General features: G+C 37.9%; 23 protein-coding genes, 2 pseudogenes and 1 riboswitch. Of the genes and pseudogenes, 14 read left to right on the top strand and 11 right to left on the bottom strand.

Annotation, left to right across the window (positions count from 1 at the left end; genetic code table 11):
* Positions 1 to 35: 35 nt before the first annotated feature.
* Positions 36 to 824: a Cof-type HAD-IIB family hydrolase gene (locus tag RCG21_RS23040; protein ID WP_133337854.1), complete on the bottom strand. Its 789-nt coding sequence runs from the start codon at positions 822 to 824 to the stop codon at positions 36 to 38.
* 175 nt (positions 825 to 999) lie between these two features.
* Between RCG21_RS23040 and RCG21_RS23035 the strand changes: the two genes are divergently transcribed.
* From RCG21_RS23035 to RCG21_RS23010, 6 genes are all read left to right on the top strand, one after another.
* Entirely contained in the window at positions 1,000 to 1,641 is a 642-nt protein-coding gene (locus RCG21_RS23035; protein WP_308913829.1) for a VC0807 family protein, read from the top strand.
* Between the two features lie 22 nt (positions 1,642 to 1,663).
* The gene (locus RCG21_RS23030; RefSeq protein ID WP_133337850.1) at positions 1,664 to 2,260 is read left to right on the top strand and encodes a TetR/AcrR family transcriptional regulator; all 597 of its coding nucleotides are present in this window, start codon (positions 1,664 to 1,666) and stop codon (positions 2,258 to 2,260) included.
* 71 nt (positions 2,261 to 2,331) lie between these two features.
* Positions 2,332 to 2,850: a GNAT family N-acetyltransferase gene (locus tag RCG21_RS23025; RefSeq protein WP_308913828.1), complete on the top strand. Its 519-nt coding sequence runs from the start codon at positions 2,332 to 2,334 to the stop codon at positions 2,848 to 2,850.
* A 13-nt stretch (positions 2,851 to 2,863) separates the two neighbouring features.
* Complete coding sequence (locus tag RCG21_RS23020; protein ID WP_308913827.1) at positions 2,864 to 3,517, top strand: DUF2306 domain-containing protein; 654 nt, start codon at positions 2,864 to 2,866, stop codon at positions 3,515 to 3,517.
* Between the two features lie 68 nt (positions 3,518 to 3,585).
* On the top strand, positions 3,586 to 4,320 hold the full coding sequence (locus RCG21_RS23015) for a polysaccharide deacetylase family protein (RefSeq protein ID WP_133337844.1): 735 nt from the start codon (positions 3,586 to 3,588) through the stop codon (positions 4,318 to 4,320).
* Between the two features lie 86 nt (positions 4,321 to 4,406).
* Positions 4,407 to 5,231 carry a DUF2935 domain-containing protein gene (locus RCG21_RS23010; RefSeq protein WP_308913826.1) on the top strand — a complete coding sequence of 275 codons (825 nt, stop codon included), beginning with the start codon at positions 4,407 to 4,409 and terminating at the stop codon, positions 5,229 to 5,231.
* A 239-nt stretch (positions 5,232 to 5,470) separates the two neighbouring features.
* On the opposite strand, the pseudogene RCG21_RS23005 reads toward RCG21_RS23010, so the two are convergent.
* Positions 5,471 to 6,832, bottom strand: a pseudogene (locus RCG21_RS23005) (PFL family protein).
* Positions 6,833 to 6,850: 18 nt separating this feature from the next.
* Complete coding sequence (locus RCG21_RS23000; protein WP_308913825.1) at positions 6,851 to 7,126, bottom strand: ACT domain-containing protein; 276 nt, start codon at positions 7,124 to 7,126, stop codon at positions 6,851 to 6,853.
* 85 nt (positions 7,127 to 7,211) lie between these two features.
* Positions 7,212 to 7,289, bottom strand: a riboswitch (glycine riboswitch).
* A 361-nt stretch (positions 7,290 to 7,650) separates the two neighbouring features.
* On the opposite strand from RCG21_RS23000, the gene RCG21_RS22995 reads away from it, so the two are divergent.
* Positions 7,651 to 7,998: a hypothetical protein gene (locus RCG21_RS22995; protein ID WP_133337836.1), complete on the top strand. Its 348-nt coding sequence runs from the start codon at positions 7,651 to 7,653 to the stop codon at positions 7,996 to 7,998.
* Positions 7,999 to 8,126: 128 nt separating this feature from the next.
* Entirely contained in the window at positions 8,127 to 9,632 is a 1,506-nt protein-coding gene (locus RCG21_RS22990) for an aminotransferase class V-fold PLP-dependent enzyme (protein ID WP_133337834.1), read from the top strand.
* A gap of 46 nt (positions 9,633 to 9,678) precedes the next feature.
* On the opposite strand, the gene RCG21_RS22985 is transcribed toward RCG21_RS22990, so the two are convergent.
* The 3 genes from RCG21_RS22985 to RCG21_RS22975 form a co-directional block, all read right to left on the bottom strand.
* Positions 9,679 to 10,374, bottom strand: a complete 696-nt coding sequence (locus RCG21_RS22985; protein ID WP_133337832.1) for an LrgB family protein — start codon at positions 10,372 to 10,374, stop codon at positions 9,679 to 9,681.
* On the bottom strand, positions 10,371 to 10,739 hold the full coding sequence (locus tag RCG21_RS22980; protein WP_133337830.1) for a CidA/LrgA family protein: 369 nt from the start codon (positions 10,737 to 10,739) through the stop codon (positions 10,371 to 10,373). The genes RCG21_RS22985 and RCG21_RS22980 overlap by 4 nt, the downstream gene beginning before the upstream one ends.
* 104 nt (positions 10,740 to 10,843) lie before the next feature.
* Positions 10,844 to 11,737, bottom strand: coding sequence for a LysR family transcriptional regulator (locus tag RCG21_RS22975; RefSeq protein ID WP_308913824.1), 894 nt, complete (start codon positions 11,735 to 11,737; stop codon positions 10,844 to 10,846).
* A gap of 276 nt (positions 11,738 to 12,013) precedes the next feature.
* Between RCG21_RS22975 and RCG21_RS22970 the strand changes: the two genes are divergently transcribed.
* Positions 12,014 to 12,502 carry a L,D-transpeptidase family protein gene (locus tag RCG21_RS22970; protein ID WP_133337828.1) on the top strand — a complete coding sequence of 163 codons (489 nt, stop codon included), beginning with the start codon at positions 12,014 to 12,016 and terminating at the stop codon, positions 12,500 to 12,502.
* 50 nt (positions 12,503 to 12,552) lie between these two features.
* On the opposite strand, the gene RCG21_RS22965 is transcribed toward RCG21_RS22970, so the two are convergent.
* Complete coding sequence (locus tag RCG21_RS22965) at positions 12,553 to 14,949, bottom strand: immune inhibitor A domain-containing protein (RefSeq protein ID WP_308913823.1); 2,397 nt, start codon at positions 14,947 to 14,949, stop codon at positions 12,553 to 12,555.
* Between the two features lie 362 nt (positions 14,950 to 15,311).
* On the opposite strand from RCG21_RS22965, the gene RCG21_RS22960 reads away from it, so the two are divergent.
* On the top strand, positions 15,312 to 16,253 hold the full coding sequence (locus RCG21_RS22960) for an ATP-grasp domain-containing protein (RefSeq protein WP_308913822.1): 942 nt from the start codon (positions 15,312 to 15,314) through the stop codon (positions 16,251 to 16,253).
* Between the two features lie 92 nt (positions 16,254 to 16,345).
* Here the strand turns inward: RCG21_RS22960 and RCG21_RS22955 are convergent, their stop codons facing one another.
* Entirely contained in the window at positions 16,346 to 16,876 is a 531-nt protein-coding gene (locus RCG21_RS22955) for a YceI family protein (protein ID WP_133337822.1), read from the bottom strand.
* A 382-nt stretch (positions 16,877 to 17,258) separates the two neighbouring features.
* Between RCG21_RS22955 and helD the strand changes: the two are divergent.
* A pseudogene (helD, locus tag RCG21_RS22950) lies at positions 17,259 to 19,575 on the top strand (RNA polymerase recycling motor HelD).
* A gap of 43 nt (positions 19,576 to 19,618) precedes the next feature.
* On the opposite strand, the gene RCG21_RS22945 reads toward helD, so the two are convergent.
* On the bottom strand, positions 19,619 to 19,762 hold the full coding sequence (locus RCG21_RS22945) for a BA3454 family stress response protein (protein ID WP_133337818.1): 144 nt from the start codon (positions 19,760 to 19,762) through the stop codon (positions 19,619 to 19,621).
* A gap of 142 nt (positions 19,763 to 19,904) precedes the next feature.
* Here RCG21_RS22945 and RCG21_RS22940 point away from each other — a divergent pair, with 142 nt between their 5' ends.
* Positions 19,905 to 20,378, top strand: a complete 474-nt coding sequence (locus RCG21_RS22940; protein WP_235824901.1) for a GNAT family N-acetyltransferase — start codon at positions 19,905 to 19,907, stop codon at positions 20,376 to 20,378.
* 6 nt (positions 20,379 to 20,384) lie between these two features.
* Here the strand turns inward: RCG21_RS22940 and RCG21_RS22935 are convergent, their stop codons facing one another.
* On the bottom strand, positions 20,385 to 20,615 hold the full coding sequence (locus tag RCG21_RS22935; protein ID WP_133337816.1) for a hypothetical protein: 231 nt from the start codon (positions 20,613 to 20,615) through the stop codon (positions 20,385 to 20,387).
* A 238-nt stretch (positions 20,616 to 20,853) separates the two neighbouring features.
* On the opposite strand from RCG21_RS22935, the gene asnS reads away from it, so the two are divergent.
* A complete protein-coding gene (gene asnS, locus RCG21_RS22930) occupies positions 20,854 to 22,245 on the top strand; it encodes an asparagine--tRNA ligase (protein ID WP_133337814.1) in 1,392 nt (463 codons plus the stop codon).
* A gap of 62 nt (positions 22,246 to 22,307) precedes the next feature.
* Here asnS and RCG21_RS22925 read toward each other — a convergent pair whose 3' ends face one another.
* The gene (locus RCG21_RS22925; RefSeq protein ID WP_165976338.1) at positions 22,308 to 22,481 is read right to left on the bottom strand and encodes a hypothetical protein; all 174 of its coding nucleotides are present in this window, start codon (positions 22,479 to 22,481) and stop codon (positions 22,308 to 22,310) included.
* Positions 22,482 to 22,648: 167 nt separating this feature from the next.
* On the opposite strand from RCG21_RS22925, the gene RCG21_RS33655 reads away from it, so the two are divergent.
* Positions 22,649 to 22,867, top strand: a complete 219-nt coding sequence (locus tag RCG21_RS33655; RefSeq protein ID WP_133337812.1) for a helix-turn-helix domain-containing protein — start codon at positions 22,649 to 22,651, stop codon at positions 22,865 to 22,867.
* The last annotated feature ends 104 nt before the right edge of the window (positions 22,868 to 22,971 follow it).

Raw genomic sequence — 22,971 nt, 5'->3', positions numbered from 1 at the left:
GAGCAGTGGAAAATTTAATTCCACTGCTTCTTTTATTAACCTACTAAACCAAGTTTTTTCAAGCCATTATAAATCCCGGAGTTCGTTACCTCAGTCGTTTTATGTTTCGCGTATTGAAAGAGATCCGGGTGGCCATTTCCCATCGCAAAACCTTCGCCCACACTCATTAGCATTTCCTTATCATTCATTCCGTCACCAAAAGCAATCGAGCTCTCCTTGTCAATCCCAAGATGTTTTAAAACCATTTGGATCCCGATTCCCTTGTTCACTTTGTCCCTGATGACATCATAACAGTGCTTTAAGCCTTCAAGATGCACCTGTGATAAATGAATCCCATCGTTATTTTTATAATGCTCAACATCACCTTCCTTTAAATTCATCAGCGTTATTCCTAAAATCTGATTACCCAATGATGTAGTGTAGCTGCTATTTTTGTGTATGTGGAATTTTTCAATAAACTGTGCTGCAATAGGAGATTCCAGATGGGTAAAGGCATTACTATCGTTTGTATAAAGGACGGCTTCATGTTGATTATCTGCTGCTATTTGCAGAAACTGTTTCACATTTTCCTCATTCATATACTCTTTAAAAAGATCTTCCTGATTGTAGACGGCATAGGCACCGTTGTAGCCTATAAAAGAATGAATATTTAATTCCTCAGCAATTTTATCAAGCTCATGTAGTGGTCTCCCGGTTGCTAAAAAAACTTCGATTCCCTTTTCTTGGACGGTGGAAATTGCCTCCTTGGTTGAGGCTTCAATGGTGTCATCCGGCCTTAGGATGGTTCCATCAACATCAAGAAATAATACTTTGTATTCCGGCATGATTGGTACTCCTTTTTTGTGAATATAATTTTAGTCTACCACTTTCGAATTAAAGAAGTCACATAAGGAGACCATTCATAAAAAAAATTGGGTTTAGATTGGGAATAAACTCATTGACAAACCGACCGCCGGTTTGTATGATATTTTTATAAATTGGAAAATGGAGGAAAAGGTTATGAAGATTTCATCCAAAAAGAAATTGATTTTAAGTATTGCTTTCAGTATCGTCATAAATGGGGCTATTCCGGTATTGGTTTACAATCTACTTTTAGGTCATTTTTCAAGCTTTGTTTCATTACTTTTAGCTACGTTGATTCCATTAGGGGATTATCTTTATCATCTTGTAAAGTTTCGAAAGGCTGATGCCTTTGGCTTATTTATGTTGACAGGATTTCTGCTAAGCTTAGCGGCATTCGTTTTAGGCGGGAATGAGCGGTTAATTTTATTGCGGGAGTCAATGGTCACCGGTCTATTAGGGCTTATATTTCTTGGGTCATTGTTTTTTGCAAAACCACTGATTTATCATTTCGCAATTCGATTTAGTGCAAGTAACCAAGGGGAAAAGAAGGGGCAGTTTACAAAAAACTGGGAAATTCCCTATTTCCGCTTTGTTCTACGGGTAATGACGGCGATTTGGGGCATTGCATTGCTGGGGGAAGCGGCGGTAAAAATTGTTCTTGTATATGAGCTCTCAATTTCTTCTTTTTTAGCCGTTTCACAAATCATTTTTTACTGTTTTATTGGTGTGGCTATTCTGTTTACGATCATTTATCGCAGGTATGCCAAAAAACGTTTAGACTTAATCATTCATAATTAAACAAGCAGGGAAGGTAGTAATTATGTCAAATCCAACAATCTACGATAATCCGAGCTTTCAGCATATCTTATCCACAACAGAAGAAATCATTTTAGAAAAGGGCTGTAGAAATACTACCTTAAAGGATATCATTGAAAAATCCGGACTTTCTAAAGGTGCCATTTATCATTATGTAGATAGCAAAGACGAATTATTTGGACTGATCTTGAAATCGAAAATAACCGAAATGAATGAAAAGTTTCACAAGACAATTACACGCTCGATTGAAGAAGCAGATGATGGCAGCCGATTTGGTGTAGTTGGTCAATTTTTCCACTCACGTCAAAATACGAAGGATATTGGCAATCTCATCTTTATTTATCTACTAAGTCAGGAGAATGAAAAGGTAAAAAAAATTCTTAATGATCTTTTTAATTACAGCAAAGAGACGGGAACCCAATGGATCAAAATGGGTCAAGAAAATGGTGTGATTCCTACAAATATTGATGCAGCGAAAATGTCAATTTTGTTAATGACTTTTTCCTATGGGTTACGGGTCACGCAAATATTAACGTCTTCAGAAGAGGATAAAGTTGATTTGAGTGATATTTTTCAACTCATTATGAAGACATTGTCTTAAAGAGTCTTCCTAAGGGGGATTCTTAATCAACATTTCATACCGACGGTCGGTATCTAATAGTGGTGATAAGAATGGAGATTGTATCCATCAGCTTAAAAGATTATAAAAATGTGAAACAATTTTACACAAAGATTACTGATCATTTAAAGAAAAAGAGGATTTTCCAATGGGATCGTTTTTATCCAAACCGATTTGTTATAAAGGGTGATATTAAAAAAGGAAATCTCTATGGAATCTTTGAGGAAGATCAATTAGTCGCCGCAATAACTCTTGATGTGAATGGAAGCAAACGGTATGAACAGGTTAAATGGGAGGATCTATTTGGAAATCCATTGATTGTTCACAGGTTAGCAGTTCACCCATGCTATCAAGGGAAGGGGGTTGGTAATTTGCTTCTTTTATTTGCTGAAGAATTTGGAGACAAAAATGGTTATACGAGTATTCGCCTTGATGTGTTTAGCGGGAATCCGAGTGCCGTCAGGTTGTATGAAAAAGCAGGGTATGTAGAGCGGGGAGAGATCTACTTTCCTTTTCGCAAAGCCCCTTATAAATGTTTTGAAAAAACAATAGAGAACCATATAAATAGTTAAGGATATTGGAAGAATGAAAAATACAAAAAAGGGAATTCTGCAAACAGGGCTCCTTTATTCCATCATTTTTTTATTCACTTTATATATCTTCTTTATGTTTTTAAACAATGGGGTTGAGCAGGCACCCATCGTAAAAGCAAAATTGAAGAATCATGATTTTTCATTGTCCACATGGAAATGGTTTTTTTACCCGCATATTGTGCTGGGAATCATTTCGTTGGCTTTGGGTCCACTTCAATTAACAATGAAAAGCGGGAAGAACATAAAGCTCCATAAGAGATTGGGTTACCTATATGCAGGATCCATTTTTCTTAATATCCTTGCCGTACCATATCTTTCCCTTTTTGCAACAGGAGGGAGAGGGACCACCATTGCTTTCCTTGTCCTGGATGTTTGTTGGTTATGGACTACATCTTTCGGGGGCATGCGTGCAGTTCAGCGAAAAGTCCAGGAGCATAAATTGTGGATGTTGAGAAGCTATGCCATCACCTGGGTCTTTGTCACATTCAGAATCGTTCTAATACCGCTATCAATCTTTCTCAATCATTCTATTTCCTTCCCGATTGCTGTATATTTATCCATCATGATTAACCTTGGAATAATGGAATGGAGGAGAAATAGGAAATCTAAGGGGATCAAAAAGTTAACCTCGATAAATCCAGTATGATGCAAGTTCATAGAATGATTTCTCTTAGGGATAATAAAAGTAAATAATCATCAAAAGAGAGGAATTCTATGTTTAAATTATTAGTTCTTATCCTTGGATTTCTGCTTGTCGGTCCTCCGTCACAAGTATTTGCACAAAAGAAGGTGCCTATCCTGGTCTATCATTCCATTGCGGAATTTACAGGGCATGGCCAAAAGGAGTTGTATGTGACCCCGGAGAATTTTGAAAAGCAAATCACTTACTTACGGGATCATGGATATACCTTATTAACGTTTGAGCAATGGCAGAAGATTGATCTTGTTAAGAAGCCGATTTTCCTCACATTTGATGATGGCTATAAAAATAATTTGAATGCCTTTAAGGTTTTTCAAAAACTTCAAACAAATCAGTTTAAACCGGCAGGAACCTTTTTTATCATCACAGATTTTATTGGACGCGCGAACCGTTTGTTAGAAGATGATTTAAAATCGCTCTCTAAATCCGGATTGATTTCAATCCAGTCTCACACTGCTACCCATCTTGACTTGACCAAAACAGAAAATCTTGTTCCAGAATTAAGAGAGTCGAAAAGGGCATTAGAAAAAATAATTGATAAAGAAGTAATCGCGATTTCCTATCCTTACGGGAATTTTAATCCTAGGGTTGTGACAGAGACAAAAAAGTATTACCTTTTTGGATTGACGACAACACCAGGTCCCTATATCAAACAAGGAATTGAAAACGAACATTATCTTCTGCCAAGGACCTATATCAAATATTCCACATCATTAGACGATTTCGCAAAAATTGTAAATATGGATTAAGGCGGTTACGAAAATCGTAATCGTTTTTTTGTGGTTTTTAATGGGACAAACGTGGAATATGCTTTAGATAGGGAGGGATTGTGTTTATGGCTGCTACAATCAGTGTGTGGGAAGAACATTTATTTTGGACTGAAATTCTTTATGATCATGCGATTTTTGTACGTGATCATTTATCCGTTGAACATGAACAGGAAATTTCGATTGCAAAAAGGTTTATTCAATCATTTGCTAATTTAGAAACTAATCTTGGAAAAATGGATCCTGCATTAGATTATCGCTCTAGTGAGTTAATTTCGTTTGCTAAACAAGCCTACTCCGTTGCTTATGAGTATTACCGTTTTGAAGGCCATCTGCAAAATTTGCGGATAAAAAACAAGATTAATCTTAATTTATCTCCTACTTACCTGAATGGCACGTTGAATGAAAATCAAGAGTATTTGCGGTTGCTATCCTTTTATGTAAATGGACAGGAGCCGGTTTCGCTGCGTCTAGACCAATTATTGGATTTATGGCTAGAGGATCAGCTTGGCCATATTATTTTATTAAGAAGTATCACAGATCCAATAGAGTTAGCGGTTGATCGGCAAACAGACCTATATGCACAACGATTTCAAATGTTTATTTTACAAAACCATCATGTAAAAGGTTTTTTAAGATTTACAGAGCAAGGGTTTCCTAGGCAGAGAGAATTGGCATTGGAGGTAGGAAAAACTGTTATTGAAATGAATGGGTATATTAGGTCGGTGGTGGAAAAATATCGAGGTGACCGGATCTTAAATAAAACAACACTGCGTTTTTTGGAGCATCATTTTCCGGAGACCTGTTATTTCGTGAAAAAATTAGCGGAATTTGCTCCTGAGCTTCAAGCCGAAAGCACAAATTGCTCTTTGAGGAAGCCATCGTTTAGTTAGATTTTTAGCTAGGAGAGGTATCCGACATGGGATAGGGTTATCCGACAATAGAAGAGGTCCATGCGACAATACGGAGAGATATCCGACAATAGAAGAGGGTCAAACGACAATAGGAAAGAGTTATCCGACAATAGAAGAGGGTCAAACGACAATGGGAAGAGTATCCGACAATAGAAGAGGGCCAAACGACAATGGGAGAATATCTCCTACAACTGTCGGACCCTCATCCCTTTTTTGCTTTAGTTAATCAGTGCCTGCAGAGGGGCTGGGATTCTTCCGCCACGATTAATTAGCTTTTGAGAGCTGAATGGGTTCACCCCGATGACAGGTGCTCTGCCAAGCAGGCCGCCAAACTCTACCATTTCGCCTTCCTTTTTTCCCGGAACCGGAATTACCCGGACGGCGGTTGTTTTCTTATTGATCATCCCGATGGCAGCTTCATCCGCAATCATTGCCGAAAGAGTTGAAGGAGCCGCATCCCCTGTTATAGCAATCATGTCAAGACCAACAGAACATACGCAAGTCATCGCTTCAAGCTTCGATAAATTTAGCGCGCCATCGATAATACCTCAAATCATACCGTTATCTTCGCTAACGGGGATAAATGCGCCGCTTAATCCACCCACATAAGAGCTCGCCATGGCACCGCCTTTTTTCACGGCATCATTCATAAGCGCCAGAGCAGCTATAGTACCGTGGGTTCCTACTCGCTCAAGTCCAATTTCTTCAAGAATTTCTGCAACACTATCATTTAAAGCATTGGTTGGCGCCAATGACAAATCCATTATCCCAAAAGGAATTCCAATCCGACTAGCAACAACTCTGTCAATCAATTCCCCGGCACGAGTAATTTTAAAAGCTGTTTTCTTGATGATTTCCGAAATCTCACCAAGATCTGCATCTGGATAACGCTTCAACGCACTTAAAACTACACCTGGACCACTTACGCCAACATTGATAACAGCTTCCCCTTCGCCGGCACCGTGAAAGGCACCTGCCATAAAAGGGTTGTCCTCTACAGGATTACAAAAGACCACTAACTTAGCACAGGCAATCCCATTTTGATCCTTTGTTCTTTCGGCCGCCTCTTTAATAATAAAACCCATTTCTCTAACGGCATCCATATTAATCCCTATACGGGTGGTTGCAACCGAAACTGAAGAGCAAACACGCTCCGTTACACTCAGTGCTTCCGGAAGGGCCTTTAACAATGTTTCGTCACCCTTTGATGTTCCTTTATGGACAAGGGCAGAAAAGCCGCCGATAAAATCAATTCCCAATTGTTTGGCCGCTTTGTCAAGCGTTTTCGCTAGCTCCACAGTTTGTTCCACCGTTGCATTGCCGAGAATTTCGGCAATCGGTGTAATGGAAATTCTTTTATTTATGATTGGAATTCCAAATTCCTTTTCGGTTTCCTCAGCCACTTCTCTTAAGTTTTTAGCGTATTTTGTGATTTTTTCATAGACTCGCTGATTCATTTTTTCAAAATCGGAATCGGCACAATCCCGGAGGCTGATGCCCATTGTTACCGTACGAATATCAAGATTTTCCATTTGAACCATGCGAATCGTCTGTAGGATTTCATCCATTGCAATTGTCATAATAACGATCTCTCCCTTTTACACGCGGTGTATTGCTTGAAAAATTTCCTCAAGCTGAATGTTAATTTTTAATCCCATATCTTCACCGGCCAGGGTCAATTCGTCCCTTAATCTATTTAAATTTACTTTTCCGGTAACATCGATCATCATCATCATGGTGAAAAAATCCTGTAGAATCGTTTGGCTGATATCAAGAATGTTCATGTTGTTATTTGCAAGAATGGTTGTTACCTTTGAAATAATTCCTACCTGATCCTTTCCAATTACACTTACAACTGCTCGTCTTCGCTCCATTTCTTCCACCTCTATGAATAAAATAAAAAAAAGATTGGATAGATCCAATCTCACGGTAAAAGAAGAGTGTGTAGTTTTATTTACAACGTTCTCTTCTGTCCTTTTGCCTGAGATTGTGAATCCTTCGGCGCCGCAAATGTGCGGTCTCTCCAGAAGCTGCTCCGGTTATAGTGTGACCCACAACCATCATTGCCTGCTTTATTGAATTAAACAAATCTTATCAATGAAAGAGATTTCAGTCAATAAGAAAAATATGTAGAATTTGTGTGGCCGTTGTTCGAGCTTAGCGTCATAGCCAAAAACTCACTCCAACATGTGAACTCCTAACCAGAGTATTTTAAGCCCGGACAACTTTGACCTATGATAAACATGATAAACTGAAACGATTAAAAACAGATGAAAAAAATGTTAACAATTTGTTAAGACTTTGTTGATTTAAAAATAATTATATTGTAAACGGACAGAAATTATTATGTAAACAAACACCGCTATACTAATAGATAAGACTATAAGGCGGTGGTTTTATGGAAGAGACACTAGTAAAATCCTATTTACAAAAATCATTGGAAGACTGGAAAGAGGATATATCCAATTTCCTTGGTGAAATCGACAAAGAATATGAAGAGGTAGCTCAAGAGTTAAAGGTATATTCATATAAATACAACATTACGAAACAAGTGATTCAATCAACGGTAAATGAGGAGATCATAGAAAGTATTCGGCAAATGTACCACAAACCTTTTGAGGAAAGTTATAACCAACTAAAAGTGTACATACGAGACCTTGAAGAGAAACGAAAGGTTTTTCAAATGTTTATCCAAAAAATTGACGAAGTGACTCGGAAAGAATCAGCTAAATTGAATGTTTCATAAGTAAGAAGATATCCCGATGGAAGCAGCTTTTATGGTATAAGGCTGCTTTTTATGATGCTTTAGAACTTGAATCCGCATTCCTTCACCTTGCATATATTGATTAACAGGATAGAGGAGAGGTGAAGCAGATGATCACCGCCATGATCGGCAGTAAAACGTATAAACTGCCAGAGAACCTGGAGGAATATTTTCAAAGATTTCGTTCACAAGTGATCGGAATCAATCATGAATATCAAACACCCTATGGAAAAAAGCAAATTATTTATACGGACTGGACGGCAAGCGGGCGTCTTTACCGCCCAATTGAACGGAAAATATCAGAGGTATTTGGCCCATTTATGGCAAATACACATACAGAGTCCAATACAACAAGTTTAATGATGACCGCTATCTATAAACAATCCAAAAAGATTATAAAAGAACATGTCAATGCGGATGAACGGGATTCGCTTATTCTGGATGGCTTTGGGATGACCTCAGTAATCAATAAATTTCAGAGAATCTTAGGGTTGCGAGTGCCCGAACGGTTAAGAGGGTATTTGCAAATTCCTGAAAAAGAGCGCCCCGTTATTTTTATCACCCATATGGAGCATCATTCAAATCAGACAACATGGCTTGAGACCATCGGGGAGGTCGTCATTTTAAAACCTAGCTCAACGGGAGAGATTGATATTCAGCAATTGGAGGAGCTTCTCCACAAATATCGTGAACGTCCATTGAAAATAGGGTCTTTTACGGCTTGTTCGAATGTTACAGGAATCGAAACCCCCTATCGTCAATTAGCAAAAATCATGCATCAACATGGAGGGTTATGTTTTGTCGATTTTGCCGCATCTGCACCATATGTCAAAATCGATATGCATCCGGAAGATCCTTTAGAAAGGTTAGATGCAATCGTTTTCTCGCCACATAAGTTTTTAGGTGGGCCGGGAACAAGCGGGGTATTAGTTTTTGATTCAAGGCTTTATTCAAATCTGGTACCAGACCATCCGGGGGGAGGAACTGTACTTTGGACCAATCCTTGGGGGGAGCATCATTATTATCCAGATATTGAACTCAGAGAGGATGGAGGAACCCCAGGGATTTTGCAAGCGATTCGCACAGCCCTTTGCTTGAAATTAAAAGAGCAAATGGGCGTTGAAAATATATTGAAAAGAGAAAAAGAGCTGCTTGGAATCCTTTTACCACAGCTTGAAAAGATTCCAACCTTCCACATATTAGACGGTCACGTAAAAAACCGTTTGGGAATTATTTCTTTTTACATTGAAAATATCCATTATAATTTAATCGTTCGTTTGTTGAATGATCGTTTTGGCTTTCAGGTCAGGGGTGGTTGCTCATGTGCCGGAACATATGGCCATTATTTATATCAGATTGATCAACCTGCCTCAAAGCAAATAACAGATAAAATTAACCATGGCGATCTATCTACAAAACCTGGCTGGGTTCGTTTTTCCCTGCATCCGATTATGACAAATGAGGAAATTTGGTTGTTTATTCATGCAATTAAAGAAATTATTGCAAATATCGAGGTTTGGAAAAAGGATTATGTTTACGATCCAGCTAGTAATGACTATTTTTATATCCACCATATTCGTGAAGACATGGCACCACTGTTCCGTTTGAGTGATTGATTCAAATAGAAAAAACTGCCTTTCTGATAAATCGAAAGGCAGTTTTTTAATGTAAATGGATAAAGTTCATTAATACAGGAATGAGAGAAAAGCCAAAAATTAGGGTAATCCAAGCAGCAAAAATCATCGCAAGAGTTGAAAAGGTTCCTTCTTGTTCACCATATTCCATCGCTTTATTCGTTCCAGCACCATGTGCAGCCATTCCAAGTGCAAGACCTTTGGCAATCGGTGTTTTTATCGATAAGCCTTTCATCACCATCGGACCGACAACTCCACCAACAACGCCAGTTAATATGACAAATACCGTTGTTAAAGTTGGAAGTCCGCCAATTTCCTTCGAAACTTCTATGGCAATCGGTGTGGTAATGGATCTTGGCAGGATACTTACAACAAAATCTGGATTTAAATGGATAAGCTTAGAAAGTCCTAAAGAAGATAAAATAGCAATGAAGCATCCTGTTGTAATACTGATTAAGATGTTTCCAATATATTTTTTAATCAAATGAAAATGCTTATAGATTGGAATGGCAAAGGCAACGGTTGCCGGTTCAAGCATGTAACTTAAAATGTTGGTCGACTCTAGATAAATATCCGCTGAAACATGGATCATTTTAATGAGACCAATTAATGCAAGCGGTGCAATCAATAATGGATGAAATAATGGAAAAGACCATTTCACGTAAGCCTTTTTAGAAAAGCGGTAAAATAGATACGTAATCAATGTGAAAAAAATAATTTTCATATTGCATCACTTCTTTTATGGTTATAGATTTTTTCAGATACAAACGCGGTAGTTCCCATGACGATAATCGTGCTAAAAATGATTAAAGCAATTGTTTCGATCCCTTCAAACCCCAAGATTTCTTTATAATTTACTATCCCCACGGCAGAAGGAACAAAAAAGAGCAACAATTCAGCGAGCAGCCATTTTCCGCCCTGTTCAATCCAAGCAAGTTTAACAATTTTTAACTTTAGAGCGAAAAACAATAGGAGTAAACCAATCATGGATGCCGGAATGGGCCCGTGGATAAACGACTTGATTGCCATGCCAAGTATAAAAAATAAATCGATAAATGCGATTTGTAAACAAATTTTTAGTAGTTTCATCCTAACAACCTTCCTTGAAAAAAGCATCATTTGTCATTACTAGGTAATGTTACGATGAAGTTGGTTATTCGTAAAATACAAATTTGGAATCAGATACATTACTTTTAGTTATAATGGAAAAATTGCTTTGCACTGAGAATAAAATTAATAAAGGTTCGAGAAGCGTTTGATATATACCGTCCTTTTTTCGTAATAACGGCCAGCTTCCAGGGAATAACTGGACGGAGTTTAATAATTTTAATTTCAGGATTAAGGACACGGTGACAAATAGAATCCGGAAGTGCCGTTACGCCTAAATTGGCCGCTACCATTTCCGACATAAAATCCCATTGCGAGCTTTTGCATAATATATTCGGTTTGAAGCCTTGATTAATACATTCATCCCAGACGAATTGGTGTAAAGCGAATTCCTCACTATAAAAAATAAATTCTTCATCTTTTAATTCATGGAGGTTAACCGTTTCATGGTCTGCTAAGGGATGATCTTGATGAACTAATAATTTCAATTCCTCCTCGACGATTGGATAGACATCAAAATCTTTTTCTGAAACAGGAAGGACAGCCACTCCTAATTCAAACTCTCCCTCTTCAATACTTTTTACGACCCTTGCTCCCCCATATTCAGTTATATTGATATGTACATTCGGGTAGGTCTTGTGAAATTTCGCCAAGACTTTTGGAAAAAAGAGACTGCCAATGATAGGGGGGATGCCGATGTGAATTTGTCCTCTTGATAGATTGGTCATATCATTGAGGGTTGTAGACATTTCATCCATTAATAGCAGCATTTTCTGAGCATACTCCATGACAATTAAGCCTGCATCTGTGATATCACTTGTTTTATTTGAGCGAATGATGAGTGGAATGCCGAGCTCATCTTCAAGGCCTTTCATCATTTTGCTAAGAGCGGGCTGTGAAACATGGAGAGATTCCGCTGCCTTTGTAATACTTTTGTGTTTGGCAATTTCTAAAAAATATTTTAGCTGACGTATATCCATTTTTTTAAACCTCCTATAGGCTTATTATACGATTGAAGGACGCAGTTCATAATAGCTTCTGCCTATGATGTTGGCAACGGTAAACTTGTCCGCGCATATGCTAATAAGAAAAGCGGAAGCGCCTTGTTCAGCCCCGACAAGTGCTTCGGACCTGTTGGTGAAGTCGTTCTTTGATTTCATTGGCAGGTCCGAAGCAACCTCGAGGGGCTAGGCGCTGGAGCTGGACAATTCTCAAAATTCACATATAAGTTTTAGGAAATAAAAAGGTGGGAAGTCATGATTCATACAGTAAAACGCGGGGAAACACTTGCGTCGATTTCTGCTGATTATCGGGTGAATTTGCACCATCTCTACGCAGCAAACCCTGGAATTGGACATTTACAGGTAGGTCAAAAAGTACAAATTCCAGGACTGCCTGACCCAAATACGATTCCTTATTCCATCGATGTATCTGTTGGTAAAAGAAGACTTGCGTTATACCACAATGGAAAATTAGTGAAAATTTTTCCAATTGCCGTTGGGAAAATGCTGGCCAATACTCCAACGGGTGAGTTCGTGATTGTCAACCGGCAAATGAACCCCGGGGGACCTTTTGGAGTCATGTGGCTTTCACTTTCCAAACTAGGTTATGGAATCCATGGGACAAATAATCCAAGTTCGATTGGAAAGGCCGTTTCCCACGGATGTGTAAGAATGTACAACAGAGATGTACTACAACTTTCCGATACAGTACCGAATGGAACCAGGGTCGTTATTCACCAATAATTTCTTATGAAAAAAGGTCGATTCAGCATGAATCGACCTTTTTCTTACAGTTATTTATAGATTACGATTGAGCCGACGGATTTGTCTTTGGATTCGCCGTTAACTCGAACTTTTAGGCCATAATTACCGATATTTCGACCGGCATCCGGCATAAATGTGTTATTGAATGAGTTGCTGTCATTAAATAATGATACAGCTGGTTGACTTGGTGCATTCAATGTTTGTACCCCTGGATAGTCAATATTTAGACCAGATGTTGGATCTAAACTAAAGGCAGCATCGGCAATATGGTAGCGAGTGCTTGCTTCGGCAGTTTTTCCAGTGCTTAGGAGCCATTCTAGGTTGTTACCTAAGTGGGCATCTACAACACCTAAGAATCCATCTCCTGGATGTGTGCCTGTCCAGTTATCGGTAAAGCTATTATCAACATACCAAACTACTAAACCACCATCATAGCTCATTAATGATTTACCACGTGCAATATGGGCAAGACCTTCGTCAACACCTTTATGGTTACGCCATTCTAATAAATAGTAATGATCGCTATACTTGTTTCCATCTTCTTTTGTAAAACCATTTAATTTAAATGCTGAAGTCGTATTTTCAGCCCCGTCATCCACTAAAGTTTGCCCATCTGCAACAACTTTGATGTTATCTGCGAAGAAACCAGTATACGAGCTTCCCCAGTCAGTTGCATAGCGAAGACGAAGTTTAATTTTTTGACCTTTATACTCAGATAAGTCGAATGACTGAGGTTGCCATCCTTTCGATTTTCCAGTAAATCCAGGCATTGAATTTAAGATAGTTGGATAACCTTCAGGAACCACGTCGGAACGGGTATTGGCATTCCCTAACGATTTCCAAGTTGCACCGTTATCAGTAGAAACTTGAACAAAGGCAAAATCCCATTGTGGCTCGATGTCATACCAAGCATCAAACGTTAATGTTGCTGAGTTTTTACCAGTTAAATCAACATCGGTAACCATGTTTGTATCAGATTCATCTGCTTGTCCGCCCCAGTACTCATAGGTTCCGGTTGGTTTGTTAATAGATGTAATTTTTGTAGGTAAATTAATACGGATTGCTTGATTATTTTTCCCAAGTGGGGAATTGGCCTGGTCAAGCAAGAATTGAGTTCCTTTTGTAGAAACTTCATCCCAATTTACAAGTGTTGGTGCAGTCCATTTTCCACCAAGAGTTGATTGGAAGTATTGTTTTGCAAATGGAGAGAATCCTGTTGGTTCTGCGCCAGGAATTTTACCCGCCCATGAGCCACTTGCCATAATGGACCAGTAGCCGATTGCTTCGCCTGTACCAGTATATTGAGTATCATATTCATCGGGAAGACCGAGGTCATGACCATATTCATGAGCAAACACTCCTGTAGCACCGTCTTCAGGCATTACTGTATAGTCATAGAATCCTGGTAACCCTTTACCTAATCCATCTGGATCATAGAAAACTGCTGAACGGTGGGACCAAATCGCATTATCACCCAATGTACCGCCGCCAGCTTCTTGTCCCATTCCGGAATGAATAATTTGTAAGTGGTCAACTAATCCATCTGGCTCCCAGAAGTTGCCGTCACCATCTAAATCATGCGGGTCTTCTAAATCATAGTCTTGCAATGGTACGCCTGCAGCTTTTGCAGCGTCAAGAGTATCTTTAACTAATTGCTTCGAACCGCCATGTGTTACGTTATCATGACCACCTCCTGCTTTATCAGCACCATAGTATGCGGCAGTGCCAGGCACTTTTAACCATCCATAGGCTTTACCTTCAATAGTATAAGTCCCACCTGATTGTTCTTCATAAAATTGCTTTTGAGAGACTTGGTCTTCACCATGTGGACCTTTAAACTCGCCTTTATTTCCAAAAATCATTTTTTCGTAATGTTCAGGAGTATAGTCTGAATAGTAGTTATCTGTTTCTTCAGGCTTAAGGTTGTTATGTTCAAAATCTGAATACTCTACCATCAAGGTTAATAGTTTCCCTTTTTTCTGTACTCCAGGTGAAGCACCTTCCTTAACTGGATCCGGATTTCCCTTTAACTGCCCATATTTGTTCCCTTTTCCTTTTAAAAGACCGTTATTGAATTCTTTAAATTTCCGTTGTTTTTCAGCATCCGCTGCCTTGACCTTAGCGGCAAGCGGGTCAGCTTGCGTTACCTTGTCTTGTTTACCTTTTAATTCTATATAGTTTTGCAAAGCCTTTTGCTTTTCCGCAGAAGATGCACTCTTAGAAATCACTCCGCGTTTAATTAATGAATCTAGTAACTTGTCCTCATTTACTACAGATAAGTCTAGTGAACCGTATGAGTGTGAGACAGTAGGATTTTTATGTAGTATGTCTCCCCCAGTTGAGCTAATGTAGTTGCCAGGAAAACCTGCAAATAAGGTTCCGGCAATTACGGCTGTTGATAGACCGCTTTTTAAAAACTTTTTCAACCAAATTCCCCCTAAACTGTTTTCTTTCGATACAATTCCATAATATTCCGAAAATTATGACAAGACAATGAGACTAATTTCTTAAAATTTCAAAATAGTTACGAAAATGTAGTAAAATGGAATTAAAATAATAATAGGTAATTTTTAGTATTTTGGATAAACTATTAATTTTCAAGAATAATTTCAAAAAACGCTTTTTTGCTTTAAAGTGTATGAGAAATACAAGGTTAATAATAATATTTGTGATAAATTAATTTTGAAAAAAACGCAAAAACTATACTATTATAGAAATAGGGAAGTTTTTATAGTGGTATATTCAAAACGGATAGACTAGTAAAATCAGAATGAGAGGAGATCTTCTTTTGAAAAAGGTATATATTATACATGAAAATAGCGAGTGGACTGTTCATTTAACAAAGCGTTTAGACGAACTGGAGGTCCCATACGAAGAATGGCATTTAGATAACGGGAGACTTGATTTAGCGAAGGAACCGCCAGAAGGGGTTTTCTATAACAGAATGAGTGCATCCTCTCACACAAGAGGACATCGCTTTGCGCCCGAATTGACTGCCCAAGTTCTTGCATGGCTTGAATCACATGGCCGTAAAGTATTTAATGGCACACGGGCTCTCCAGCTGGAGGTAAGTAAGGTTTTACAATACTTAGAGTTGAATAAACATGAAGTTCGTACACCAAGAACGATTGCAGCTGTTGGAAAAGAACAAATGATCGAAGCGGCCCGCGAATTTGAAGGTACACCCTTTATTACAAAGCATAATCGGGCTGGAAAAGGACTTGGGGTTCAGCTATTTCAATCCTCTGAGGCCCTTCGTTCCTATGTTGAAGGTCCAGCGTTTGATGAATCGATTGATGGAATTACATTAATCCAGGAATATATTCAGGCTCCTGAAAGCTATATTACTCGCTGTGAGTTCATTGGCGGGGAATTTGTATATGCGGTTAAGGTAGACACATCGGAAGGGTTCCAATTATGTCCCGCAGACGCATGCCAAATAGGTGACCTGTTCTGCCCTGTGGGGGAAGATGTAGAGAATAAACCAAAGTTCCAAATTATTGATGGTTTTTCAGATCCAATCATTGAAAAATATCAGCGGGTGTTAGCAGATAATGGGATTCAGATTGCTGGTATCGAATTTATCCGCAATGTGGAAGGTGAAATTTTCACCTATGATATCAATACGAATACGAACTATAATTCAGATGCTGAAGCCAAGGCCGGGAAATTTGGCATGCTGGAACTCGCAAAATTCTTGAAAGCTGAACTTGAAAAATTGAATGACTAAGGTTTATTTGAAGGCTCTCTATGTAAATTGGAGAGCTTTTTTATTGAAAAAAGGGCAGATGCTCAAAGAATCTGCCACAATTTGCTATATTATTAAGCTTTTGCAGCTTGGATTTGTAAGTTGATTTTTACTTTATCGCCTACAAGCACGCCGCCAGTTTCTAGTGCTGCATTCCAAACTAAACCGTAGTCAGAACGGTTAATAGTACCTTGTGCGCTGAAACCAACTTTTTCATTTCCCCATGGATCTTTTCCTTGACCTTCAAACGTAACAGCGAAAGTTTCTGGTTTAGTTACGCCACGTAATGTTAAATCACCAGTAAGGTTGTATTCACCTTCATCTGTTTTTTCAATTTTGGTAGCACGGAAAGTCATGTTAGGATGATTTTCTGCGTCAAAGAAATCTGCAGAAACTAAGTGACCATCACGATCTTTATTGCGAGTATCTACACTGGCAGTTTCAATTGAGAATTCAATTGCTGCTGTTGTTAAATCAGCTGGATCAGCGTCAATCGTTGCACTGAAATTATTGAAAGTACCTTTTACGTTTGCAATCATCATATGGCGAACAGAAAAATCTACACTGCTATGTGCAGTATCAAGAGCCCATTTTGTTTTTGTCATTTTATTTCTCCTCCAGTTTTGTTTTGAAATCATTTATCTTGAAATTAAAATAACTTAATTCAAGGTAAATTATATGTTGAATCCAAGTATATTGTCAATCAATTTTCGTAAATTTTTTTCGATTTATTTATTGAAAGGAATAACAGGGGAGAAGGAATGAATGAAGGCAGAAAACAAATACTAACAATGGACATAAAAAAAAACGCCAAATTGGCGTTTTGAGTTTGAAATATTGGTTGAATGTTAAAAATAGGCATGTTAAAATTAATATTGGTCTAATTGGTAATTTTAAAAGCTATATATAAATATCCTATAATAACATTATCACATTTTTTGATGATTGTCAAAAAAATAGGCCAAATTTTTTCTGGAGAGTGGTTCGATGAGCGATTTACAAAACTTAGACTGGCGAACAGAACAGGATCGTGTTGATTTCGTTGTAAAGGAAATTGACAAAAAGACAAAAAAATTCAAGCAAGGTGCCGGTAATGTCAGCTCTGATGTTCTCGAGTTACGAAAAACTTTCTGGGAAGATGTAACGGTCAATATGGATGAACCGGATGACGTTATTGAGACTGCCGCAAGTATTAAGCAGCAGGCTGAATTACTTTCAGAACGGGAGCGGACACATAAACAGATTGATAAGCAGCTAAACACTTTAGCAAGATTAAAATATTCGCCCTACTTTGGTCGAATTGATTTTTGGGAGAACGGGAAAAGTCCGCTGATCAAGTATATCTTGGAATTGCCTCACTCATGGATGAGCAAGATGAGAACTTTTTAATTTATGATTGGCGTGCCCCTATATCAAGTCTTTATTATGACTATCCTCCGGGTCCGGCTAAATATGAAACACTTGAAGGAACTATTGAAGGGGAAATGAATTTAAAGCGTCAATTTATCATTCGGTCTTCCGAAATTAAAGGAATGTTTGATACCGGGGTTACCATTGGTGATGAAATGCTTCAAGAAGTGCTTGGGAATAACGCCAGCACACAAATGAAAAGTATCGTCGCGACCATTCAAAGGGAACAAAATCAGATTATCCGCGATGAGCGAAGCAATCTACTGATTGTTCAGGGAGTGGCTGGGAGTGGAAAAACATCAGCAGCCTTACAAAGAGTTGCTTATTTGCTTTACCGTTACCGCGGAACATTGAAGTCGGAAAATATTATGCTGTTTTCCCCGAATCCTTTATTTAATAGCTATGTAGCCACTGTCCTCCCCGAATTAGGGGAAGAAAATATGCAGCAGGTTACCTTTCAGGAGTACCTGAACCACCGGCTTGGAAAAGAATTTGAGGTCGAAGACCCTTTTTCTCAAATGGAATATTTGTTAAATGGGCAAGAAGGGCAGGAATATCTAACACGGGTTGAAGGCATTCGCTACAAGGCTAGTTTAGCTTTTAAAGATGTTATGGATTTATATGCTTTGAACTTGTCTAAACAAGGTTTAATTTTTAGGGATCTAACCTTCAGAGGAGAGGTGCTTTTTTCAAAAGAAACGATTCATGATTACTTTTATTCTTTAGATGTATCTTACTCGATTCCGAACCGAATGCAGTTGGTTAAGGAATGGTTATTAAGAGAATTAAAGAGGAGGGTGAGAAAGGAGCGCTCAAAGAGCTGGGTCGAGGAAGAAACGCAATTTCTAGAAAAAGAAGATTACTTAGATGTATATAAAAAATTGCAAGAAAAGAACCGGTTCACGCATAATAGCTTTGATGATTTTGATAGTGAGCAAAAGCTGCTTGCGGAAATGGTTGTAAAAGAAAAGTTTAAACCAATTTTTTCGAAAGTCAAAAGATTGAAGTTTGTGGATATGCCGGCTATATACGAGCAGCTTTTTGAAGATCATATTGAGGGGGCTTTTCCTGAAGGTTGGCCTCAAATTTGTGCACAAACTCTTCAAAAATTAAAAAAGCTGGAGATTGCATATGAAGATGCCACCCCATTTGTTTATTTGCAGGATCTTATTGAGGGGCGTACTTCCAATACTTCGATTCGGCATATTTTTATAGATGAAGCACAGGACTATTCACCATTTCAATTTGCTTTCCTTCAGATGTTATTTCCATTTAGTAAAATGACCTTATTAGGTGATTTTAATCAAGCAATTTTCTCCGGTGCAACCGGTTCTGATACGGTTTTGACCGACCTTGAAATCAGCAGTGATAAGGTTGAAAGGATTGTTTTGACAAAAACCTATCGTTCGACAAAGGAGATTGTTGAGTTTACTCGTGCTTTGATTGAAGGGGGGAGCAAATTGAACCCTTTAACCGGACAGGGAAGAAACCGGCGGTCAAGAAAGTTGAAAAAGATCAGATGGATGAAGTGATCCTAAATAAAATTACGGAAATGCAAGGTGCAGGGCATCGGACGATTGCGGTAATTTGCAGAACAGAAAAGGAAAGTAAGGCAGCGTATGAGATATTAAAGGGTAGAATCCCTCTTCATTTAATTGAAAAAGGGACGATATCGTATGAGAAAGGGATTCTCGTTATCCCTTCCTATTTGGCAAAAGGAATTGAATTTGACGCTGTCATTCTCTATGATAGCTCACAGTATAAAGATGAACAGGAACGAAAACTATTTTATACGGTTTGTACCAGGGCGATGCATGAACTGCATCTGCTGACATCGGATGGGGTTAGTCCGTTAATGGAAAATGTACCGCAAACTGCCTATATTTTTGACTAACAAAAAAGCTGTATGATCAGTTGATCATACAGCTTTTTCTTTATTATAAATTTTTTCTTTCGTATTGTTTTTGCACTTGTTCATATGCTAATCGAAAAATTTCTTCATCTGACGTATTTCGGTTTGTAATCACATTCGTTAAATAGTTTTTTCCTTGGTAAGATACCGTGACGTTTACTTGCATCATTAAAATCACCTTTCTTTATGCTATCAAAATCAAAACGATTCATTTTATGCCAATAATTAAATTTTATGACCTTAGATTTCGAAATGTTTTTGACAGATTTGTTATAATGTTTGTTAAAGTATATAGGTTCGGAGGCAGGATTATGTCCATGTATTTTGAAGAAATTACCCAAGATACACTTTATATTGCGCTAGAGATTATCAACTCAAATCCAGAGTATAATCAACTTGAAAACGGCAATGTCACTAGAACGATTGACGATATGGAAAAAGAATTTCTAAATTCACAATCAACTAGTGTGTTTATTAAATTAGATGACACCTATATCGGGATTATTGATTACTTGCTGGAAAATCCAAAAGATCAGACTCCTTGGTTAGGACTATTAATCATTCACAGAGATTATCAGGGATATGGCTTTGGTGTTCAGGCGTATGAAATATACGAAAATGAAATGTTAGATCGAGGATTAAAATGTATCCGAATTGGTGTGATAAAAGATAATCACAAGGCACATTCTTTTTGGGAATCATTAGGATTTAAATATTTTAAAAAAGCACTATGGAAAAAAGAAATTGAGATTTCATGCTATGAAAAGCAGTTAGAACAAAACTAGACGATGCTATACCTCGAGAACCATAAATTCCTCAGCAAAACGCTGTACCTGGATTTTGTCTATTTTATTCTTCTTTAATAAAGATTCTACAATGACAAGATAATGTTGCACCTGAGCATTTTTTTTTAATTCCCGCAGTGATACATCGCCATTCAGTAATTGGATGGCTTTTTCTTTGATGTCTTGACTGTTTGAAGATTCATAAAGAAGGAAAGCAATACATGTAACTTTATCCACAAGAACCACTCCTCATATCAAGAATCGATTGATTCTATACTAATTCGACTATCATCTAAAAAACTCCTGCAAATTTCCAGAAAAATCGCAAAAATGGTAGAAGGTTGTTTTTTAGAGCAGTTTTTTTATATAATATTGAAGGGATAAAAGAAAAACTTTTTGTCGTGGATTTACCTTTCATCCCGCTTGGGGTGAGAGGTTTTTTTACATATTTAAATGCTTTAGGAGGTCTATTGTAATGAAAAATTCCTTAATTAAGGATTTGTACAGAAATACAGAAAATTATATTGATCAAAAAGTTCAATTATCGGGTTGGATTCGTACCATTCGTGATTCCAAAACCTTTGGCTTTATTGAAATAAATGATGGAAGCTTTTTTAAAGGGGTTCAAATTGTTTTTGACGAACAATTGGATAATTTTAAAGAAATCGCTAAGCTCCCAATCAGCTCATCGATTAAGGTTGTCGGTGATTTTATTCATACGCCTCAAGCGAAGCAGCCTTTTGAAATTAAAGCAACTGAAATTTCCATTGAAGGTACTTCGAATGTAGATTACCCATTACAAAAGAAAAAGCACTCATTTGAGTATTTAAGAACGATTGCTCATTTACGGCCAAGAACAAATACATTTTCAGCAGTGTTCCGTATACGCTCTCTAGCATCTTATGCGATTCATCAATTTTTCCAAGAAAAAGGCTTCGTGTATGTTCATTCGCCAATCATCACTGGCAGTGATACGGAAGGTGCTGGTGAAATGTTCAGAGTGACCAACTTGGATATGGACAACCTTCCGAAAAATGAAGAAGGAAAAGTTGATAACACGATGGATTTCTTTGGAAAAGAAACAAATCTTACGGTGAGCGGTCAGTTATCCGGTGAAGCCTTTGCGTTGGCATTCCGAAATGTATATACCTTTGGTCCGACATTTAGGGCAGAGAACTCCAATACGGCAAGGCATGCAGCTGAATTTTGGATGATTGAGCCAGAGGTTGCTTTTGCAGAGCTTCCAGATATTATGGATCTTGCTGAGGACATGGTCAAATATGTGATTGGTTATGTTCTTGAACAGGCACCTGAAGAAATGAACTTTTTTAACAGCTTTATTGAAAAAGGCTTGTTAGATCGCCTTAATAGCGCCCATAAGGCAGATTTTGGCCGTGTAACCTATACGGAGGCAATTGAACTTTTACAAAAATCCGGAGAGCAGTTTGCTTACCCTGTTGAGTGGGGACTAGACTTACAAACCGAGCATGAACGCTACCTATGTGAAAAAGTCTACCAGAAGCCAGTATTTGTTACGGATTATCCGAAAGAAATCAAAGCTTTCTATATGAGATTAAACGAAGACGACAAGACAGTTGCTGCGACCGATTTACTTGTGCCTGGTATCGGTGAACTAATCGGAGGCAGTCAGCGTGAGGAGCGCGAAGAGATTCTTGCCTCAAAAATCAAAGAACTTGGAATGAGCGAGGAAGATTATTGGTGGTATTTGGAGCTAAGAAAGTACGGCGGTACAAAGCACTCCGGATATGGTCTAGGTTTCGAACGCTTAATCATGTACTTAACAGGCATGTCGAATATTAGAGATGTTATACCATTCCCAAGAACAACAGGAAACGCAGATTTTTAATTAAAAACAAAATAAAAAGAAGGCCGGAATGGTCTTCTTTTTTTGACTGAAGTAGCGAGGAATTACGGACGGTGTAACTCCTCTTCGAAGAAAAATGTGGACGGGTGCTCTTTAACAACATAAGAATATCTTTTCATGTTTTTTACATATTGCCATTTCAAAATCGTAACCATCTCTTCCGTTCCTTTAATATATACAATCTCTCCACTATTATAGCGGTTGTTTGAACTTCCCAAATTAACACCCCATTTAATATTCTACCTCCATTATACTATAGTATGAAAAAATACTCCTTGTTATAGGAGAGGAACTTTATTATTTTTTGGAAAAATATTACTCATCTATCTATTACCTTCCAATTTTGAAATAGTATGTTATACTAAATAAAAAGTGAGGTGTCATTTTGACGAATTATAAGGCGAAAAAGAGTAACCTCAAAGAATTATTATCAAAAAACAGTATGGATTTAGACAGCTTGGAAAGGAATACGAATATTCCTAAAAGTCAACTCAATGATTACTTATCCAAGAGAGTAATGAATTTGAACAATGCCATGACTATTTCCAAAGAATTGAATTGCCAAATTGAAGATCTGTATGTTTGGACATCAGAAGATAAATAATATAGTTAAAAACAGTCTCATCATCTTTGGGTCTGTTTTTTATTTTGTAGGGAAGAAAAGACGTTACGCTGATGAAAAGAGTATTAGCTGTTTTAAAAAATCAA

Origin of the sequence: Bacillus salipaludis, from assembly GCF_030938565.1 — a bacterium.
Lineage (GTDB): Bacteria > Bacillota > Bacilli > Bacillales > Cytobacillaceae > Neobacillus > Neobacillus salipaludis_A.
This window is presented reverse-complemented; position numbering and strand designations above follow the sequence as displayed.

Excerpts from the sequence above, each read along its gene's own strand:
- RCG21_RS23040 (WP_133337854.1), bottom strand. The coding sequence starts at position 824 with ATGCCGGAATACAAAGTATTATTTCTTGATGTTGATGGAACCATCCTA.
- RCG21_RS23035 (WP_308913829.1), top strand. The coding sequence starts at position 1,000 with ATGAAGATTTCATCCAAAAAGAAATTGATTTTAAGTATTGCTTTCAGT.
- RCG21_RS23030 (WP_133337850.1), top strand. The coding sequence starts at position 1,664 with ATGTCAAATCCAACAATCTACGATAATCCGAGCTTTCAGCATATCTTA.
- RCG21_RS23025 (WP_308913828.1), top strand. The coding sequence starts at position 2,332 with ATGGAGATTGTATCCATCAGCTTAAAAGATTATAAAAATGTGAAACAA.
- RCG21_RS23020 (WP_308913827.1), top strand. The coding sequence starts at position 2,864 with ATGAAAAATACAAAAAAGGGAATTCTGCAAACAGGGCTCCTTTATTCC.
- RCG21_RS23015 (WP_133337844.1), top strand. The coding sequence starts at position 3,586 with ATGTTTAAATTATTAGTTCTTATCCTTGGATTTCTGCTTGTCGGTCCT.
- RCG21_RS23010 (WP_308913826.1), top strand. The coding sequence starts at position 4,407 with ATGGCTGCTACAATCAGTGTGTGGGAAGAACATTTATTTTGGACTGAA.
- RCG21_RS23000 (WP_308913825.1), bottom strand. The coding sequence starts at position 7,126 with ATGGAGCGAAGACGAGCAGTTGTAAGTGTAATTGGAAAGGATCAGGTA.
- RCG21_RS22995 (WP_133337836.1), top strand. The coding sequence starts at position 7,651 with ATGGAAGAGACACTAGTAAAATCCTATTTACAAAAATCATTGGAAGAC.
- RCG21_RS22990 (WP_133337834.1), top strand. The coding sequence starts at position 8,127 with ATGATCACCGCCATGATCGGCAGTAAAACGTATAAACTGCCAGAGAAC.
- RCG21_RS22985 (WP_133337832.1), bottom strand. The coding sequence starts at position 10,374 with ATGAAAATTATTTTTTTCACATTGATTACGTATCTATTTTACCGCTTT.
- RCG21_RS22980 (WP_133337830.1), bottom strand. The coding sequence starts at position 10,739 with ATGAAACTACTAAAAATTTGTTTACAAATCGCATTTATCGATTTATTT.
- RCG21_RS22975 (WP_308913824.1), bottom strand. The coding sequence starts at position 11,737 with ATGGATATACGTCAGCTAAAATATTTTTTAGAAATTGCCAAACACAAA.
- RCG21_RS22970 (WP_133337828.1), top strand. The coding sequence starts at position 12,014 with ATGATTCATACAGTAAAACGCGGGGAAACACTTGCGTCGATTTCTGCT.
- RCG21_RS22955 (WP_133337822.1), bottom strand. The coding sequence starts at position 16,876 with ATGACAAAAACAAAATGGGCTCTTGATACTGCACATAGCAGTGTAGAT.
- RCG21_RS22945 (WP_133337818.1), bottom strand. The coding sequence starts at position 19,762 with ATGATGCAAGTAAACGTCACGGTATCTTACCAAGGAAAAAACTATTTA.
- RCG21_RS22940 (WP_235824901.1), top strand. The coding sequence starts at position 19,905 with ATGTCCATGTATTTTGAAGAAATTACCCAAGATACACTTTATATTGCG.
- asnS (WP_133337814.1), top strand. The coding sequence starts at position 20,854 with ATGAAAAATTCCTTAATTAAGGATTTGTACAGAAATACAGAAAATTAT.